This is a genomic window from Pseudomonas sp. TE3-3-F2023 (genome assembly GCF_036784815.1).
In the GTDB taxonomy this organism is placed as follows: Bacteria; Pseudomonadota; Gammaproteobacteria; order Pseudomonadales; family Pseudomonadaceae; genus Aquipseudomonas; species Aquipseudomonas pudica.
The window spans coordinates 757406-774578 of record NZ_CP145113.1; the positions used below are offsets into that span (position 1 = coordinate 757406).

The 17173-nt window shown below is 62.2% G+C and carries 18 protein-coding genes; 9 read left to right on the forward strand and 9 right to left on the reverse strand.

What is annotated here, in order from left to right; all coding sequences use genetic code 11:
• Positions 1–11 precede the first annotated feature (11 nt).
• Positions 12–1301, reverse strand: coding sequence for an MFS transporter (locus V3314_RS03400; RefSeq protein WP_046613715.1), 1290 nt, complete (start codon positions 1299–1301; stop codon positions 12–14).
• Positions 1302–1660: 359 nt separating this feature from the next.
• On the opposite strand from V3314_RS03400, the gene V3314_RS03405 reads away from it, so the two are divergent.
• Both V3314_RS03405 and V3314_RS03410 read left to right on the forward strand, forming a co-directional pair.
• Complete coding sequence (locus tag V3314_RS03405; RefSeq protein ID WP_003253317.1) at positions 1661–2059, forward strand: acyl-CoA thioesterase; 399 nt, start codon at positions 1661–1663, stop codon at positions 2057–2059.
• 71 nt (positions 2060–2130) lie between these two features.
• The gene (locus V3314_RS03410; protein WP_338459924.1) at positions 2131–3027 is read left to right on the forward strand and encodes a D-hexose-6-phosphate mutarotase; all 897 of its coding nucleotides are present in this window, start codon (positions 2131–2133) and stop codon (positions 3025–3027) included.
• Between the two features lie 123 nt (positions 3028–3150).
• Here the strand turns inward: V3314_RS03410 and V3314_RS03415 are convergent, their stop codons facing one another.
• The 5 genes from V3314_RS03415 to V3314_RS03435 all read right to left on the reverse strand — a co-directional run bounded on the left by V3314_RS03415 (position 3151) and on the right by V3314_RS03435 (position 6763).
• Complete coding sequence (locus V3314_RS03415; RefSeq protein ID WP_161797630.1) at positions 3151–3684, reverse strand: DUF3299 domain-containing protein; 534 nt, start codon at positions 3682–3684, stop codon at positions 3151–3153.
• A gap of 48 nt (positions 3685–3732) precedes the next feature.
• Positions 3733–3978: a GlsB/YeaQ/YmgE family stress response membrane protein gene (locus tag V3314_RS03420; RefSeq protein WP_012274863.1), complete on the reverse strand. Its 246-nt coding sequence runs from the start codon at positions 3976–3978 to the stop codon at positions 3733–3735.
• A gap of 96 nt (positions 3979–4074) precedes the next feature.
• Positions 4075–5157, reverse strand: a complete 1083-nt coding sequence (locus V3314_RS03425) for a 5-(carboxyamino)imidazole ribonucleotide synthase (RefSeq protein WP_046615358.1) — start codon at positions 5155–5157, stop codon at positions 4075–4077.
• A 10-nt stretch (positions 5158–5167) separates the two neighbouring features.
• Complete coding sequence (gene purE, locus V3314_RS03430; RefSeq protein WP_003253304.1) at positions 5168–5659, reverse strand: 5-(carboxyamino)imidazole ribonucleotide mutase; 492 nt, start codon at positions 5657–5659, stop codon at positions 5168–5170.
• 171 nt (positions 5660–5830) lie between these two features.
• A complete protein-coding gene (locus V3314_RS03435) occupies positions 5831–6763 on the reverse strand; it encodes a LysR substrate-binding domain-containing protein (protein ID WP_161797629.1) in 933 nt (310 codons plus the stop codon).
• 182 nt (positions 6764–6945) lie between these two features.
• On the opposite strand from V3314_RS03435, the gene aspA reads away from it, so the two are divergent.
• From aspA to V3314_RS03455, 4 genes are all read left to right on the forward strand, one after another.
• Positions 6946–8370 carry an aspartate ammonia-lyase gene (gene aspA / locus V3314_RS03440; RefSeq protein ID WP_003260072.1) on the forward strand — a complete coding sequence of 475 codons (1425 nt, stop codon included), beginning with the start codon at positions 6946–6948 and terminating at the stop codon, positions 8368–8370.
• A 229-nt stretch (positions 8371–8599) separates the two neighbouring features.
• Complete coding sequence (locus V3314_RS03445; RefSeq protein ID WP_046615357.1) at positions 8600–9592, forward strand: AraC family transcriptional regulator; 993 nt, start codon at positions 8600–8602, stop codon at positions 9590–9592.
• Between the two features lie 168 nt (positions 9593–9760).
• A complete protein-coding gene (locus V3314_RS03450; RefSeq protein WP_046615356.1) occupies positions 9761–10804 on the forward strand; it encodes a histone deacetylase family protein in 1044 nt (347 codons plus the stop codon).
• On the forward strand, positions 10804–11907 hold the full coding sequence (locus V3314_RS03455; protein ID WP_046615355.1) for a polyamine ABC transporter substrate-binding protein: 1104 nt from the start codon (positions 10804–10806) through the stop codon (positions 11905–11907). The genes V3314_RS03450 and V3314_RS03455 overlap by 1 nt, the downstream gene beginning before the upstream one ends.
• 134 nt (positions 11908–12041) lie before the next feature.
• Here the strand turns inward: V3314_RS03455 and V3314_RS03460 are convergent, their stop codons facing one another.
• Positions 12042–13586 (reverse strand): PLP-dependent aminotransferase family protein, encoded by a 1545-nt coding sequence (locus tag V3314_RS03460; RefSeq protein ID WP_338459925.1) that lies wholly within the window; start codon positions 13584–13586, stop codon positions 12042–12044.
• Positions 13587–13676: 90 nt separating this feature from the next.
• Here V3314_RS03460 and V3314_RS03465 point away from each other — a divergent pair, with 90 nt between their 5' ends.
• Genes V3314_RS03465 through V3314_RS03475 form a run of 3 tightly spaced genes read left to right on the forward strand, consistent with a single transcriptional unit; the run spans position 13677 to position 15443 of the window.
• The gene (locus tag V3314_RS03465; RefSeq protein WP_046615353.1) at positions 13677–14306 is read left to right on the forward strand and encodes an FMN-binding negative transcriptional regulator; all 630 of its coding nucleotides are present in this window, start codon (positions 13677–13679) and stop codon (positions 14304–14306) included.
• Between the two features lie 11 nt (positions 14307–14317).
• The gene (locus V3314_RS03470) at positions 14318–14764 is read left to right on the forward strand and encodes a GNAT family N-acetyltransferase (protein WP_046615352.1); all 447 of its coding nucleotides are present in this window, start codon (positions 14318–14320) and stop codon (positions 14762–14764) included.
• A gap of 7 nt (positions 14765–14771) precedes the next feature.
• Entirely contained in the window at positions 14772–15443 is a 672-nt protein-coding gene (locus V3314_RS03475; RefSeq protein ID WP_046615351.1) for a GNAT family protein, read from the forward strand.
• Positions 15444–15492: 49 nt separating this feature from the next.
• Here V3314_RS03475 and V3314_RS03480 read toward each other — a convergent pair whose 3' ends face one another.
• Together V3314_RS03480 and V3314_RS03485 are read right to left on the reverse strand one after the other, a co-directional pair.
• Positions 15493–15771, reverse strand: a complete 279-nt coding sequence (locus V3314_RS03480; RefSeq protein WP_046615350.1) for a helix-turn-helix transcriptional regulator — start codon at positions 15769–15771, stop codon at positions 15493–15495.
• The gene (locus tag V3314_RS03485; protein WP_046615349.1) at positions 15768–17093 is read right to left on the reverse strand and encodes a HipA domain-containing protein; all 1326 of its coding nucleotides are present in this window, start codon (positions 17091–17093) and stop codon (positions 15768–15770) included. Before V3314_RS03485 ends, V3314_RS03480 begins: the two co-directional genes overlap by 4 nt.
• Between the last annotated feature and the right edge of the window lie 80 nt (positions 17094–17173).

The window sequence follows — 17173 nt, forward strand, 5'->3', positions numbered from 1 at the left end:
AGGCAGCAGCCTTAACGCTTGTTGGCCAGGAGGTACACGCCCACGACCAGACCAACGGCACACAACCCCGCCACATAGTAGGCAGGCGCCATTGGGCTCACTTTCAGCAGCGCAGTCACCACCATCGGCGTCAGCCCGCCGAAGATCGCGTAGGCCACGTTGTACGAGAACGACAGCCCACTGAAGCGCACCACCGCAGGGAATGCCTTGACCATCACATAAGGCACCGCACCGATGACTCCCACGCACAGGCCGGTCACCGCATACAGCGGGAACAGCAGCTCGGGTCGCGCAGGCAGGCTGTGGTAGAAGGTCCAGGAAGTCGCCAGCAGCAACAGGCTACCGATCACGAACACCCGGCCCGCGCCAAAACGATCGGCCAGGCTGCCAGCGCCGATGCAGCCGAAGCTGAGCAGCACGATGGCAAGGCTGTTGGCCTTGAGCGAGTCGGTGGGGCTGATGTGGTAGATGCTCTGCAGCAGCGCCGGGGTCATCAGGATGAGTACCACGATGGCGGCCGACAGCATCCAGGTCAGCAGCATCGACAGGATGATCGCGCCACGATGGTCACGCAGCACCGCGCGCAACGGCAGCTCTTCGGCCAGAGCCTTGCGCTGCTGCATCTCGGCGAACACCGGGGTTTCGTGCAGCCAGCGGCGCAGGTACACCGAAAACAGGCCGAACACACCGCCAAGCAGGAACGGGATACGCCACGCGTAATCAGCCACTTCCTGTGCGCTGTAGACGCTGTTGATCAGGGTCGCCACCAGCGATCCGAGCAGGATGCCCGCGGTCAGGCCTGCGGTGAGGGTGCCACAGGCATAGCCGGTGTTGCGCTCTGGCACGTGCTCGGACACGAACACCCAGGCGCCCGGTACCTCGCCACCGATGGCCGCGCCCTGGATCACGCGCATCAGCAGCAACAGGATCGGTGCCCACATGCCGATCTGTGCATAGGTGGGCAGCAGGCCCATGATCAGCGTTGGCAGGGCCATCATGAAGATGCTCAGGGTGAACATCTTCTTGCGCCCGAGCAGGTCACCGAAGTGGGCCATGATGATGCCGCCCAGCGGCCGCGCCAGGTAGCCGGCGGCAAAAATGCCGAAGGTTTGCATCAGGCGCAGCCATTCGGGCATGTCGGCGGGGAAGAACAGCTTGCCGACCACCGTGGCGAAGAACACGAAGATGATGAAGTCGTAGAACTCCAGCGCGCCGCCCAGGGCGGACAGTGAAAGGGTCTTGTAGTCACTGCGGGTCAGCGGCCGCGAGGGCTGCTCGATACTGCTCGGCACGGAAGTCATCGCTGATTGTTCTCTTTGTAGGCATTCAGGCCGCTTGGCACGCGGCTTCTGGATTGGGAGACAGGCGAAGATAGCAAATTGCTGAGCTGCGCCGGAAGCGATACAAAATCCCTACACATATTCATGAATGCGCGGTCGTCGCTGGCCGTTATGCTCTATATACTGGCAGTTCGTAGGAAATGGTTGCTGCTAGCGTGGGATGTTGTGCGAAAACGCCGGTCATTATGTCAGGCGGTTTCGCAGAGTTTCCCTACGGCCGCTCAGTGAAACGAAATCGGCGTAGTATGTTTCAAGCTGAATCGTTTACCCGGCCTTTGCGCCACATCAACGAAAGCGTCACGGGTCAGAGGCCCCATCGCATGATTGAGCTCGAACAAGAAGATCCTATCCCGCAAGGTGACCTTGCCTTGCAGATCACCGCATTGCCGCGCGAGACCAACGGTTTTGGCGACATCTTCGGCGGCTGGCTGGTCGCCCAGATGGACCTGGCCGGTACCGCCATGGCCAGCCGTGTCGCCGGCGGCCGCGTGGCCACCGTAGCCATCGACCGCATGGCCTTTCTGGTCCCGGTCGCCGTCGGGGCGCAGCTGTCGTTCTATACCCAGACCCTGGAAATCGGCCGCAGCTCGATTCAGATGATGGTCGAAGTGTGGAGCGACGACCCGCTGTCCAGCGAATGGCGCAAGGTCACCGAAGCAGTCTTCGTCTTCGTCGCCATCGACGGCAGTGGCCGCACCCGCTCCGTACCTCGTCGCTGAGCCAAGCCGGCGGTAAACTCATTGCATGTGCCCGGGTCCAAGGCCCACTGGCAATCAATGAGATGAATGCAATGGCTACCTTCCAGGTCGTAACCGAGCAACATGGCGAACTCAACTGCTGGCGTATCAGCAGCGACCGAGCCGAACTACTGATCGCCCAGCAGGGCGCGCAGATCCTCAGCTACCAGCGCGTTGGCCAGCCACCGCTGCTGTGGCTGAGCGACCAGGCCATCTTCCGTCAGGGCAAGTCGGTACGCGCCGGTGTGCCGGTGTGCTGGCCGTGGTTCGGCAACCTGCAGCGCAACCCACAGGCCGTGCAGGCCATGTACCATGGCGAACAGCCACCCGCCCACGGCCTGGCGCGCGCGCGCGACTGGCAATTGCTGGGTATCGAGGAAGCGGGCGAAGGCCTGCGCATCGACTTCGAACTGCCGGAAGCGCAGGGTGACCTGCCTGGCTGGCCTCATGACGTCGAGCTGAAGCTGGTAGTGAAGCTGGGCGAGGACCTCCAGCTGAACCTGACCAGCCGCAACATGGGCAATACCCCCGTCACCATCAGCCAGGCTCTGCACAGTTACTTCGCGGTCAGTGATGTGCGCCAGGCGCGGGTCGAAGGGGTGGAGGGGCTGAGCTATATCGAGACCCTGGCTGACTGGGAGCAGCGCCAGCAGCAGGGGCCGCTGGCGTTTGCCGGGGAGACTGACCGGATCTACCTGGCGACCCCGCAAACCCTTAGCATCGTCGACCCGCATTGGGAGCGGCGCATTACCTTGACCAGCAGCGGGTCGCGCTCGGCAGTGATCTGGAACCCATGGACTGAACGGGCCCGGGAACTGCCGGACATGGCCGACGATGGGTGGCAGCGGATGCTGTGCATCGAGACGGCAAATGTGTGGGATGACCTGGTGGAATTGAAACCTGGGGGCAGCAGCTCGCTGGGGGTCAGGATTGGCTGTGAAATGATCTGAGTTTTGCAGGGCCTGTTCAGGCCCCTTCGCGGGTAAACCCGCTCCCACAGGGCCTCCACAACCTTGAATATTGTGGAGACCCTGTGGGAGCGGGTTTACCCGCGAAGGGGCCGGTGCAGGCAATCAGAGGTCTGCATCCTCCACCACCCTCACCTTACCGGCATCCAGCGCATAGGCCGCATCGGCCAGGTCATTGCTGACCTTTTCCACCTTCAGCTTGCCGCTGACCCACAGTGGTGTGTAGATATCATCGATCTTCAGACCTTTCGGGTAGCGCACCAGCACCAGCTGGTTCGGTGGTGGTGGCGGCACATGAATGCACGCGCCCGGGTACGGAACCAGGAAGAACAACGTGCTGTTACCCTTGGCATCGCTCTCCAGAGGCACCGGGTAGCCGCCCAGGCGAATATCCTTGCCATTCATGGCCGCCACGGTCTTGGTCGAGTACATCACCGCCGGCAGACCCTTGCTCTGCTTCAGGCCGCCCTTGTCGGTAAAGGTGCCCATGGCTTCCGGCGAGTTGTGGTCGATATCAGGCATTTGCTCGAGCGCCTGCTGGTCCGACTTGGGCATCAGCTCCAGCCAGTCGGTTTCAGGCAGTTCGGCATGGGCAAGGGCGCTGGCCAACAACAGTGGGGCGAGGAAAAAGGCACGCATGAAAATGCTCGGCAACTCGAATGAATTGCCGTGCATTCTAACCAGTATTCAGCGTTTCTTGATGAATCCGTAGATCACCAGCAGGATCACCGCGCCGATCAGCGCGCCAAGGAAACCGGCAGCCTGCCCGGCCTGGTAGATACCCAGCGCCTGACCGCCATAGGTGGCCAGCAGCGAGCCGGCAATCCCCAGCAAGATGGTCATTATCCAGCCCATGCTGTCGTCGCCCGGCTTGATGAAGCGGGCCAGCAGGCCGACGATAAGGCCGATGAAGATGGTTCCGATGATACCCATGGCAATCCCTCTGCAGTGAAGATGGAACAAGCCAAAGCCTAGACAGCGCTTTGGCTCGTTGTCATTTCAGAGGGCAAGCCGCTGGTAGAAGTTCGATCAGTTGCCGATCAGGGCTTCTACTTCGGCAATCTTGCGCTCGAGGGTGGCCATGTCGTGGCAGCGCAGGGTGGCGTGGCCAACCTTGCGCCCGACCTTGAAGGCCTTGCCGTAGTGGTGCAGGTGGCAGTCACCGATGGCAACCACCTTGTCCACCGCCGGCACTTCACCGATGAAGTTGAGCATCGCGCTCTCGCCGACCTTGGCAGTCGAGCCCAGCGGCAGGCCGGCGACGGCACGCAGGTGGTTCTCGAACTGGCTGCACTCGGCGCCTTCGATGGTCCAGTGCCCGGAGTTGTGCACGCGCGGGGCGATCTCGTTGGCCTTCAGGCCGCCGTCGACTTCGAAGAACTCGAAGGCCATCACACCCACATAGTCCAGTTGCTTGAGCACACGGCCCACGTAGTCTTCGGCCAGGGCCTGCAGCGGGTGCGCCTGGCTGGCGACCGACAGGCGCAGGATGCCGCTTTCGTGGGTGTTGTGCACCAGCGGGTAGAAGCGAGTTTCGCCATCACGGGCACGCACGGCCACCAGCGACACTTCGCCGGTGAACGGCACGAAGCCTTCCAGCAGGCAAGGTACGCTGCCCAGCTCGGCAAAGGTACCGACCACGTCCTCAGGTGTACGCAGCACCTTCTGACCCTTGCCGTCGTAACCCAGGGTGCGGGTTTTCAGCACAGCCGGCAGGCCGATACTGGCCACCGCGGCATCCAGGTCAGCCTGCGAGAGGATGTCGGCAAAAGCAGGGGTAGGAATACCCAGGTCGCGGAACATGCTCTTCTCGAACAGGCGGTCACGGGCGATGCGCAGCGCTTCGGCGCTGGGGTACACCGGCACGAACTGCGAGAGGAAGGCCACGGTCTCGGCCGGGACGCTTTCGAACTCGAAGGTGACCAGGTCGACTTCGTCAGCCAGTTGGCGCAGGTGATCCTGGTCGCCGTAGTCAGCACGCAGGTGCTCGCCCAGCGGCGCGGCGCAGGCGTCCGGCGCCGGGTCGAGGAAGGCGAAGTCCATGCCCAGCGGGGTTCCCGCCAGGGCCAGCATGCGGCCCAGCTGGCCGCCACCGATTACACCGATCTTCATGGGTTGAGCCTCAAGCCTGGCGCGGGTCTGGGTTGTCCAGCACGGTGTCGGTCTGCTCCGTGCGGAACTGCTTGAGCGCCGCGTGGTACTGCGGGTACTTGGCGCCGAGAATGCTGGCCGACAGCAGCGCGGCGTTGACCGCACCGGCACGACCGATGGCCAGGGTGGCAACCGGCACGCCGGCCGGCATCTGCACGATCGACAGCAGCGAATCGACACCCGACAGCATCGACGATTGCACGGGCACGCCCAGCACCGGCAGGTGAGTCTTGGCGGCGCACATGCCTGGCAGGTGGGCTGCGCCACCGGCACCGGCGATGATCACCTCGATGCCACGGCCCTCAGCCTCCTCGGCATACTGGAACAGCAGATCCGGCGTACGGTGGGCGGAAACCACCTTCACCTCGTAGGGAATGCCGAGTTTTTCCAGCATATCGGCGGTGTGGCTAAGGGTGGACCAATCGGACTTGGAGCCCATGATCACGCCAACCAGTGCACTCATCGTCGAGCCTCTTCGCTTGTGCGCCCTTGGGCGCGTCAAAAAACAACAAGCCACGCGGGACGACCGGCGTGGCTTGTTTGCTGATCAGGACCGGACGCATCCGGTCGAAAGGCTGCGCAGTATACCGTAAGGTGGTGCGTTTAAGGCACCCCGGCGACCAACTGTCGCCCCTTATTTTTCGGGGCTTTGACTGACTTTTGGGTCAACCATCGCCGCCCCCTCGAGCTTGCGCCACAACAGCCTTACATTGGCCTTGCGCACCAGAGCGCAGCGGTACAGGCGGATTTCCAGTGGCACGTGCCACTGGCTGCCGCCGCAGATCGCCAGCTCGCCCCGTTCCAGTTCGCCACGCATCGACAGGCGCGGCACCCAAGCGATGCCCATGCCCTCCAGCGCCATGCTCTTCAGACTGTCGGCCATGGCGGTTTCATAGACGGTGGTATAGCGCAGGTTGCGCTGACGCAGCAGCAAATTGACCGAGCGACCGAGGAATGCACCTGCGGTATAGGCCAGCAGCGGCACGCTGCCCTCGCCTTCCAGGTCGAACAACGGCTTGCCGTCAGCATCCACGGCGCATACCGGCAACATCTCAGTGGTGCCCATGTGCAACGACGGAAAGATTTCGGCATCCATCTGCAGAGCGGCATCCGGGTCATAGAAGGCCAGCATCAGGTCGCATCCACCTTCGCGTAATGCATGCACGGCATCTCCGACGTTGGTCGCAACCAGGCGGGTGGCGATGTTCAACCCGTCGTTGCGCAACTGGGCCACCCAACGCGGGAAAAAGCCCGATGCCAGGGAATGTGCCGCAGCCACTTGCACCACTTCACCCTGCCCGCCTTCCAGATGATGCAAGTGGCGGAGAATTTCGCTCAACTGGTCGACAACAGTGCGTGCCGTGACGAGAAACAGCTGGCCGGCCTCTGTCAGCTCTATAGGCGTGCGGGAACGATTCACCAATTGCAGGCCCAAGGCTGCTTCCAGGCTGCGAATGCGCCGGCTGAAGGCCGGTTGGGTGACGAAACGCCGCTCTGCCGCCTGGGAAAAACTGCGGGTGGCAGCCAGCGCGCTGAAGTCTTCCAGCCATTTGCTTTCAAGGTTCACGAAGCACATCTCCTGGCGTGCACCAAAATGGAACACGCTCGAATGTCAATTGGCGTCACATGAAACACTATGCCGTTTGTGCATAGGTTAGCGTGCAACAGCATTGGCCGCAAAATCACCTTCAGGCCTAGGATTGGCGCCATTCCGGCATGTGCCGGGTCAAAATCGAGATGATATACATCATGTCCTCCGCTGCATCGTTCCGCGTCGAAAAAGATTTGTTGGGTACCCTTGAAGTTCCTGCAGATGCCTACTACGGCATCCAGACCCTGCGCGCTGCCAACAACTTCCACCTCTCCGGTGTTCCGCTGTCGCACTACCCGAAGCTGGTCGTGGCCCTGGCCATGGTCAAGCAGGCTGCCGCCGACGCCAACCGTGAGCTGGGTCACCTGAGCGATGCCAAGCACGCTGCCATCACCGCAGCCTGCGCCCGCCTGATCAAAGGCGATTACCACGACCAGTTCGTGGTGGACATGATCCAGGGCGGTGCTGGTACTTCTACCAACATGAACGCCAACGAAGTCATCGCCAACGTCGCGCTGGAGGCCATGGGCCACCAGAAGGGTGAGTACCAGTACCTGCACCCTAACAACGATGTGAACATGGCGCAGTCGACCAACGACGCCTACCCGACGGCCATCCGTCTGGGCCTGCTGCTGGGCCATGACGCCCTGCTGGCCAGCCTCGACAGCCTGATCCAGGCCTTTGCTGCCAAGGGTAAAGAGTTCGACCACGTACTGAAGATGGGCCGTACCCAGCTGCAGGACGCCGTACCGATGACCCTGGGCCAGGAATTCCGCGCCTTCGCCACCACCATGACCGAAGACCTGCAGCGCCTGCGCTCGCTGGCTCCGGAACTGCTGACCGAAATCAACCTGGGTGGTACCGCCATCGGCACCGGCATCAACGCCGACCCTGGCTACCAGGCCCTGGCCGTGCAGCGTCTGGCTGCCATCAGCGGCCAGCCGCTGGTACCGGCTGCCGACCTGATCGAAGCCACCTCTGACATGGGCGCCTTCGTGCTGTTCTCCGGCATGCTCAAGCGTACCGCCGTCAAGCTGTCGAAGATCTGCAACGACCTGCGCCTGCTGTCCAGCGGCCCGCGCACCGGCATCAACGAGATCAACCTGCCAGCGCGTCAGCCGGGCAGCTCGATCATGCCAGGCAAGGTCAACCCGGTTATCCCGGAAGCCGTCAACCAGGTGGCCTTCGCCATCATGGGCAACGACCTGGCCCTGACCGTCGCCGCCGAAGGTGGCCAGCTGCAGTTGAACGTTATGGAGCCGCTGATCGCCTACAAGATCTTCGACTCGATCCGCCTGCTGCAACGCGCCATGGACATGCTGCGCGAGCACTGCATCGTCGGCATCACCGCCAACGAACAGCGCTGCCGTGAACTGGTCGAGCACTCGATCGGCCTGGTCACCGCCCTGAACCCGTACATCGGCTACGAAAACGCCACCCGTATCGCCCGCGTTGCCCTGGAAACCGGCCGCGGCGTACTGGAACTGGTGCGCGAAGAGAAGCTGCTGGACGACGCGATGCTCGACGACATCCTGCGTCCGGAAAACATGATCGCTCCACGTCTGGTTCCGCTGAAGGCGTAACCAGGCCGCTGTAAACAGTCTCACCAGGTCGAGGGACTAGACACCTCTCAACCTTTCCAAGGCCCGAGCCTATGCTTCGGGCCTTTTTTTTGCCTGAAGGATTTGGGGCTGCTTTGCAGCCCATCGCGACGCAAGGCCGCTCCTACAGGGACCGCAGCTTGCCTGGAACCCCGTACTCCGGCACACAACTTGCTCCATAATATGTCCCAGCCCAACGGGATTACCCAGCATGCTGCACAGCCACCTGACCACCCTCAACGCGGTTTCGCTGATCCTCAACGTCTTCCAGGCAGATGGTTGCGAGGCATCGGCGCTGCTGGCCGGCAGCGGCATCGGCCCGGCAGACCTGGGCCATGCCGACGCGCGCATCACCACCCAGCAGGAACTGCAGGTGTGCGCCAACGCCGTTGCCCGACGCGAGGATATCGGCCTGGAACTGGGCCGGCGCATGCATGTGTCGTGCTACGGCATGCTCGGTTACGCCCTGCTCTCCAGTGCCACTTTGGGTGACGCCTTGCGCCTGGCACTGCAGTATCCGGCACTGCTGGGAACAGTCTTCAAGCTGCGTTTGCTCGACGACGGCCAGCGCGTCTGGTTCAGCGCCAGCGACTACCACGACAGCCCGATGCTGACCGCCTTCAACGCCGAGTTCTGCCTGGTGTCACTGAAGGTGATCTGCGACGACCTGCTTGGCCGCCCGCTGCCCCTGCTGGCAGCCCGTTTCGAACACCCACGGCCCGGCTACCATGCACTCTATGCCGGGGCATTCCAGTGCCCGGTCGGTTTCGACGACGAGGACAATGCCTTTGCCTTCGAACGGCGCTGGCTGGACACGCCACTGCCGCTGGCAGACCCGATTACCCACAAGGCCATGAGCGAACGCTGCCGGCGCCTGAACCTGGAGTTCACTGGCCGCCAGGCTTGGCTGGGAAGGATTCGCCAACTGCTGGCCCAGCAACTGGATGCAGCGCCCGGGCTGGAAGGGCTGGCGCGGCAGATGAACTGCTCATCGCGCACTCTGCGCCGGCATTTGCAGGCGCTGGGCAGCAGTTATCAACAGCTGCTGGATGAACTGAGGTTCGAGCGGGCCAAGCAGTTGCTGGCTGATGAGCAAATGCCGATCTATCGGATTGCCGAGTGCCTGGGGTTCAGCGAGACCGCCAGTTTTCGGCATGCCTTCCAGCGTTGGAGCGGTGTAGCGCCCAGCCATTTTCGCGGTTGACCTGTACCGGCCCTTCGGGTGAACCCGCGAAGGGGCCAGTACAGGCCACCAACAAATTCAGCCAATGAGCTTGGCCACATCGATCCCCTTTTGGCCACTTGCGTCGTTCTCCCCCACTGGCCCGCCCATGAAAATGGGCCCACGCCAGTACCCACCGGAGAACAACAAATGCTGACGATCTATTCCGATGACCACCGCCTGCACCACGGCCGCTGCGAGCTGATCGACGGCAAGCTGATGCCCTGTTTCGAAATGCCGTCACGCGCCGACCATGTGCTCGACCAGGTAAAGAAGCGCAACCTTGGCGACATCCAGCGCCCCAGCGACTTCGGCCGCGCACCGTTGCTGCGCATCCACAGCGCCGGCTACCTGGATTTCTTCGAAGGCGCCTGGGCGCGCTGGGCCGCACTGGGCCAGGAAGGCGACCTGCTGCCGTTCACCTGGCCCGCACGCACCCTGCGCCAGGTAAAACCCACCGGCCTGCATGGTGAGCTGGGCTACTACAGCTTCGATGCCGGCGCACCGATCACCGCCGGCACCTGGCAGGCCGCCTACAGCGCTGCCCAGGTCGCCCTGACCGCCCAGGCGGCGATCCAGCAAGGCGCACATTCCGCCTTCGCCCTGTGTCGCCCGCCAGGGCACCATGCCGCCGGCGAAGTCATGGGTGGCTATTGCTACCTGAACAACGCCGCTATCGCCGCCCAGGCCTTCCTCGACCAGGGCCGGCGCAAGGTCGCCATCCTCGACGTCGACTACCACCACGGCAATGGCACCCAGGACATCTTCTACAACCGCAACGATGTGTTCTTCGCCTCGATCCATGGCGACCCGCGCGATGAGTTCCCGTTTTTCCTCGGCCATGCCGATGAAACCGGCGAGGGTGCCGGTGAAGGCTGCAACATCAACTACCCACTGCCGGCCGGGAGCGACTGGGCCGCCTGGAGCGCTGCCCTGGAGGACGCCTGCCAGCGCATCGCTGCCTATGACGCCGATGTGCTGGTGATCTCGCTGGGCGTGGATACTTTCAAGGACGACCCGATCTCGCAATTCAAGCTGGATAGCCCGGACTACCTGGAAATGGGCAAGCGCATCGCCCAGCTCGGCAAGCCGACCCTGTTCGTGATGGAAGGCGGCTACGCTGTGGAAGAAATCGGTATCAACGCGGTCAATGTGCTGGAAGGCTTTCAGCACGCCCAGCCAGGAGCCCGGTAATGGTCCGACTCAAGCGTCTGCTCGCCCCGTTCATCGCCGCTACCCTGTTCTCCTGTGCCCTGCACGCCCAGGCCGAACAGCGCACCCTGCGGGTGTACAACTGGTTCGACTACATCACGCCGCAAACCCTCACCGAGTTCCAGAAAGAAAGCGGTGTGAAGCTGGTCTACGACATCTTCGACACCAACGAGGCGCTGGAAGCCAAGCTGCTGACCGGCAACTCCGGGTATGACGTGGTAGTGCCGTCCAACGTGTTCCTCGCCAAGCAGATCGAAGCGGGAGTGTTTCAGCCGCTGGACCGCAGCAAGCTGCCGAACTGGCAGCACCTGGACCCGGCACTGATGAAGCTGATCGAGGCCAACGACCCCGGCAACAAATTTGCCGTGCCCTACATGTACGGCACCGTGCTGATCGGCTTCAACCCGGCCAAGGTCAAGGCTGCGCTCGGCGACAACGCGCCGGTGGACAGCTGGGACCTGATCTTCAAGGAAGAGAACATCGCCAAGCTCAAGCAGTGCGGCGTGGCCCTGCTCGACTCACCGTCGGAGATCATGCCGCTGGCGTTGCAGTACCTGGGCTTGCCACCGAACAGCGACAACCCGGCCGATTACAAGAAAGCCGAAGCGCTGATGTTGAAGATTCGCCCGCACATCACCTACTTCCATTCCTCGAAATACATGGCCGACATCGCAAACGGCGATATCTGCGTGGCAGTGGGCTACAGCGGCAGCTTCTCGCAGGCCGCCAACCGCGCCGTCGAAGCGAAGAATGGCGTGGTGGTGGACATGCGCCTACCCAAGGAAGGTGCACCGATCTGGTTCGACATGCTGGCGATTCCGAAGAACGCGGCCAACCCGGAAGATGCCCACGCGTTCATCAACTACCTGCTGCGGCCCGAGGTTATTGCGCCGATCAGTGACTTTGTCGGGTACCCGAACCCGAACAAGGATGCGACCGACAAGGTGAGCCCGGCGATTCGCAACAACCCCAACCTGTATCCGACGGCGGAGGCGATGGCCAAGCTGTATACCCTCAAGCCCCTGGCGCGGGATGCCGAGCGGGCTCGGACCAGGGCTTGGACGCGGATCAAGTCCGGTACCTGATTTAGAGCCGGGGACTGCTTTGCAGCCCAATCGCCGGCAAGCCAGCTCCCACAGGAGCTCCACTGTTTCGAAGCAGATGCAGTACCTGTGGGAGCTGGCTGCTTGCCGGCGACCGGGGCGCACAGGGGCCCTATTCACTTCCTCCAGGCCTTGCGCAAGCGCATCAAAGCCTCGGCAATCTCCCCCTCCGGCACCGCAGCAAACCCCAGCACCAGCCCCGCGCGCTTATCCACAGGCTGCTCGCTGTCCACCAGCCAGAAATTGCTCAGCGGCGTCACCTCCACCCCCACCACTTCAGCCTTGGCCACCAGCTCCTGCTCCCGCGCAAAGTTATCCACATCGACCTTCACATGCAGCCCGGCTGCCACCTCCGGCATGCCGCCCAAACCCGGAATATCCACAGGCCAGCCAGCCTTCAGCACATTGCGCCGGCTCAACGCCGCCTTGCGCATGCGCCGGATATGCCGCTGAAAGTGCCCCCTGGCCATGAACTCGGCCATCACGCACTGGCTGCTGACCTCCGAATGCCGCACCGCCAGCGCCCTGGCCTGGCTGAACGCCTGTGCCAGTTGCGGCGGCAATACCAGGTAGCCCAGGCGCAACGCCGGAAAGGCGATCTTGCCGAAGGTTCCGACGTACAGCACCCGTCCGTGCCGATCGAGCGCCGCAAGCGGGGCCAAGGGCGCACCGCTGTAACGGTACTCGCCGTCGTAGTCGTCTTCGATGATCCAGCCATCGCTGCGCTCGGCCCAGGCCAGTAGCTCCAGGCGGCGCGCCAGGCTCATGGTCACCCCGGTCGGGTACTGGTGAGCTGGCGTGACATAGGCCAGCCGGCAATCCATCAGTTGCCCGAGCCGGTGACAGTCCATGCCATCCTCGTCCACCGGCACGCCACACAACCTGCCACCGGCCAGCGCAAAGGCATGCCCGGCTGCGCGGTAACCCGGGTTTTCCACAGCCACACCGTCGCCGGGCTGCAACAACAACTGTGCACAAAGGCTGATGGCCTGCTGCGCACCACTGGTGACCACAATTTGTTCAGCCGTACAACTCAGCCCACGGGAGCGACGCAGGTAGGCCGCGATCAGTTCGCGCAACAGCGGCTCGCCTGCCGGGTCACCATAACCCAATTGCGCCGGAGCCGGGTTGCGCCAGAAACCCGCCTGCAGCTTGGCCCAGACGTCGAACGGGAACAGATCGAACGCCGGAATACCGACACGAAAAGCACGCGGGGCACCGCTTCTCGGGGGCTGCAGATGGTTACTTTTCAGGCGCTCCAAAGGCTCGCTGGAACAGCGCTTGCTGGATAAATCCTCAGTATTTTCTGAGGAAAATGTGGATAAGTCTGTTGATAACCACCGGGATAACCCTGTGGATACTTGTGTGGATAGTTTTGCAGTGGAGAGTTTCGGTAACTGGCTGACATAGGTGCCGTCGCCTACCCGGCTTTCGATGTAGCCCTCGGCATATAGCTGGTCATAAGCCCGCACCACGCTGTTGCGTGACAGCGCCAGCATGGCGGCCAAGTCACGAGTGGCCGGTAGCCGCGTGCCACTGCTCAGGCGCCCGTCCAGCACCCGCGCACGTAGCGCCTGGTATAGCTGCTGGCTGAGCCCGCGACGGCGATCGAGGGCGATCCCGGCAGGGTCGAAAGGCAATACTAGGGGGCGCTCGCTCACGGTATTGGACCTATAAAAACAGCTGTTAATGGCTCTTACTATGAACCAATAGCCTGCCTAGGATGGAGCCATATCACAAGGAAACCGAGCATGTACAACAGCAAACCCCATCAGGAACACGACCTCGGGCGCCTGCACCAGCACATGCTCGACACCCGCCTGGCCATCCTGGTCAGCCAGGGCGAACAAGGCCTGCTGGCCACGCACCTGCCAGTGCTGGTCGATATCGCCGAAGGCAAATTCGGCACCGTCTATGCCCACCTCGCGCGGGCCAACCCCCAGTGGCACGACCTGAAGCAAGGTGGCGAAGCCCTGCTGGTGTTCCCCGGTGCTGATGCCTATGTCAGCCCCGGTTACTACCCGAGCAAGGCCGACAACCCCAAGGTGGTGCCAACCTGGAACTACCTGGCCGTGCACGCCTATGGTCCGGCCGAAGTGATCCACGACGCCGAACCATTGCTGGCCATTGTCAGCCGCCTGACCGAGCGCCACGAGCAAGGCCGCGGCGAACCGTGGAACGTCACCGATGCCCCGCGTGACTACCTCGATGGCATGCTTCGAGCCATCGTCGGCATCCGCTTGCCCATCGCCCGCCTGCAAGGCGCGCGCAAGCTCAGCCAGAACCGCTCCGAGCAAGACATTTCCGGCGTGCGCGAAGGCCTGAGCGCCAGCCCCGATTACCTGGATAACCAACTCGCGGCGCACATGCGCCAACTCTGAAGGAATAGCCCATGTCCAGCGTTACCCTGCGCCCTGTCACCACCCAAGACCATGCTGCCTGGCAGGCCCTGTGGCAGGCCTACTTGCACTTCTATGAGTCCGAATTGACCGAGGAGGTCAGCCTCAGCACATGGCAACGCCTGCTCGACCCGAACGAACCGACCCATTCGGCCTTGGCCTGGGTCGATGGCAAGGCAGTGGGCATGGTCAACTTCATCTACCATCGTACCAACTGGAGTATCGGCAACGCCTGTTACCTGCAGGACCTGTACGTAGACAGCATGCAACGTGGCCTGGGTATCGGCCGCCAGCTAATCGAGCATGTCTACGCTGCAGCCAAGGCCGAAAACTGCAGCAAGGTGCACTGGCTGACCCACGAGACCAACGCCACCGCCATCAGCCTGTACCAACAGGTTGCCGAGCGCTCGGGCTTCATCCAATTCCGCAAAGAGTTCTGAACCGAACATGACCGACGCATTGAACTGGAAACCCGCCGCAGCCCCCCAGGCCGAGCCCATCGACGGCCGCTTCATCCGCCTGGAAAAGCTCGACCCGACGCGCCATGGCGAAGACCTCTGGGAGGTGCTGCAAGGCCCGGCGGCCGACCCGGTGCTGTGGGACTACCTCCCTTATGGCCCATTCACCGAACGTGCCGCCTTCGACCGTTGGCTGGAAGGTAACGCCGCTGGCCGCGACCCGCTGTTCTACACCGTCATCGACCGCCCCAGCGGCCAGGCCCAAGGCATCCTGAGCCTGATGTCGATCGTGCCCGACCACGGCCGCATCGAAATCGGGCACGTCGCCTTCGGCGCCGCCATGCAGCGTACGCCCAAGGGCACCGAGGCGGTGTACCTGCTGGGCAAGCTGGGCTTCGAGCTGGGCAACCGCCGGCTGGAGTGGAAGTGCAACAACGCCAACGCACGCTCCAAGCGTGCGGCGGAGCGGTTTGGCTTTGTCCATGAAGGAGTGTTCCGCAAGCACCTGGTGGTGAAGGACCACAATCGAGATACGGCGTGGTATTCGATTACCGATGAGGAGTGGCCGGCGCTGGCGACCGCGTTCGAGCGCTGGTTGAGTGAAGAGAACCAGCGGCCGCAAGGCCAGGTGCGGACACTTGAGGACTGCCGTAGGGGGTGAACGGCATAACCGATCACGGGCCGGCAGGCCCGCGATCGGTGCAAGCCGGTTATCTGATCGGGCTCGCACGCCTGACGACGCCCATCTGCAAACCGAACGGTTTGAATACCGCGTTCAACGATTTGAGCGTGGGGTTACCGTCCCCCTGCTCGATCTGAATGAGCGTTCGCACGGAAATCTTGCACATCAGCGCAAACTGGGTCTGCTGCATCTTTGCAACTTCTACGCGCAGGCGGCGAACGGCAGCACCCAGCTCGATTGTGCCGTCGGCAATACCTTCGCGCACGCCATCGATCATCAGACCTCGGGCATCGATGGAAACCGTCATGCCAACCCCCACTCCGCCATTCGGCGCTCAAGCTTGCCCAGCGCAATCGCCGGGTGATTCATCACTACCTCCGGGAGCCCAAGCCCGGACAAGATATCAGGCAATGCCAATAGGTGCCGGGCCTCCTGACGCAGACGCTGGTAAGCCTCATCCGGATCGATGAATTCGGCCAGCGCAACACAGGCTTCCTGCCAGTCGATTTCGCCTGCTCTTTCGATCAAAGCGGGCCACTTCGTCGTTCTGGTTACTCCTTCCTGATCCATCACCATCGGTGCCAAATCGTAAATGGGTGCAAGACGCACCGTGTCGCGGGTACGAATGATCGCTGTATTACGTCCATGGTTATCGGCGTTACCCAGGATCTTGTTGATCAGGTCGCGCCGCAGGTAATCCGCGATCAGATCAGGCACCTCTTTACTCTGCCCGGCCATCTTCCACAAGCCAACGAGCGTCTCGATCACCTCCAAATGCCCCATCCGGCTACCGGGTTCGGTTACACCACACAAGGAATACATCGATTCCACGGCAAACCGCTGTACTCCCTGATCGGTAACCTGACGGTCGAAGCGTTCCATCCACAGGCTGGGCTTGGCTCCCTCTTCCAGCGCCATGTGTTCACTGGCCACCGTCTCGATGCCAAGCTGCTTCAACGCCCTGTAATAGAGGTACTCGGCCCGCAGGATCTCCTGATCATCGGCCAAGGCCTGGTGCCTGGCGAACTTGATGAACCAATGGCGACAGGCCCTCTCATCCGCAAGCACCGCGTCCGGGTATAGGTGGCCGTTTTTATCTTCGGTCATCAGCAGCTTTGGCGCCTCTCCACCGGCGCCTGTCGCGCCACCTATGGCCGCGCCCTGCTCGTAGGCGTACTCCAGAAAACGTTGATCGCGAACGATGACGTCCTGGCGGGTAAAACCGATGGGGTCCGCAAGGTCCAGTAACTCAGCCGACTCCCTGATACGCATATTGCCAATCGGAGCTGGGGTGGAACGCCCTAGCAGAAACAAGTCTTCCCCCATGCCTGCCGGTTTTTCACGACCGATATGCCTCAGCAGAAAACGCTTCGCAGCCCCTGCAGGCGCGATGTCATAAAGGAATGCAGGAGCATGCGGTAGACGATGAGAGCCAAAGTCCACCGGGAGCTTGGCACTGGCCGCCTGGCTGAACAGGCTGTCGTACGCATGCAGATTGGTCTTGACGTAGTTGGATGTGTATCCGAACTCGCAAGGGCTGGAGAGGCTTCTTTCCGGTTCCGCGAAGGCGATGGCAATAGCATCATGCCATTTACCTTGGTCATGTAATTGGAGCGTGAGTCGGTACATTGGCCACCTGCAATTTACTGCATATTTTCGATCAGTCTCAGCCGTCAGCCTGCAGTATAGTGCAGATGTTTTTCTGAACC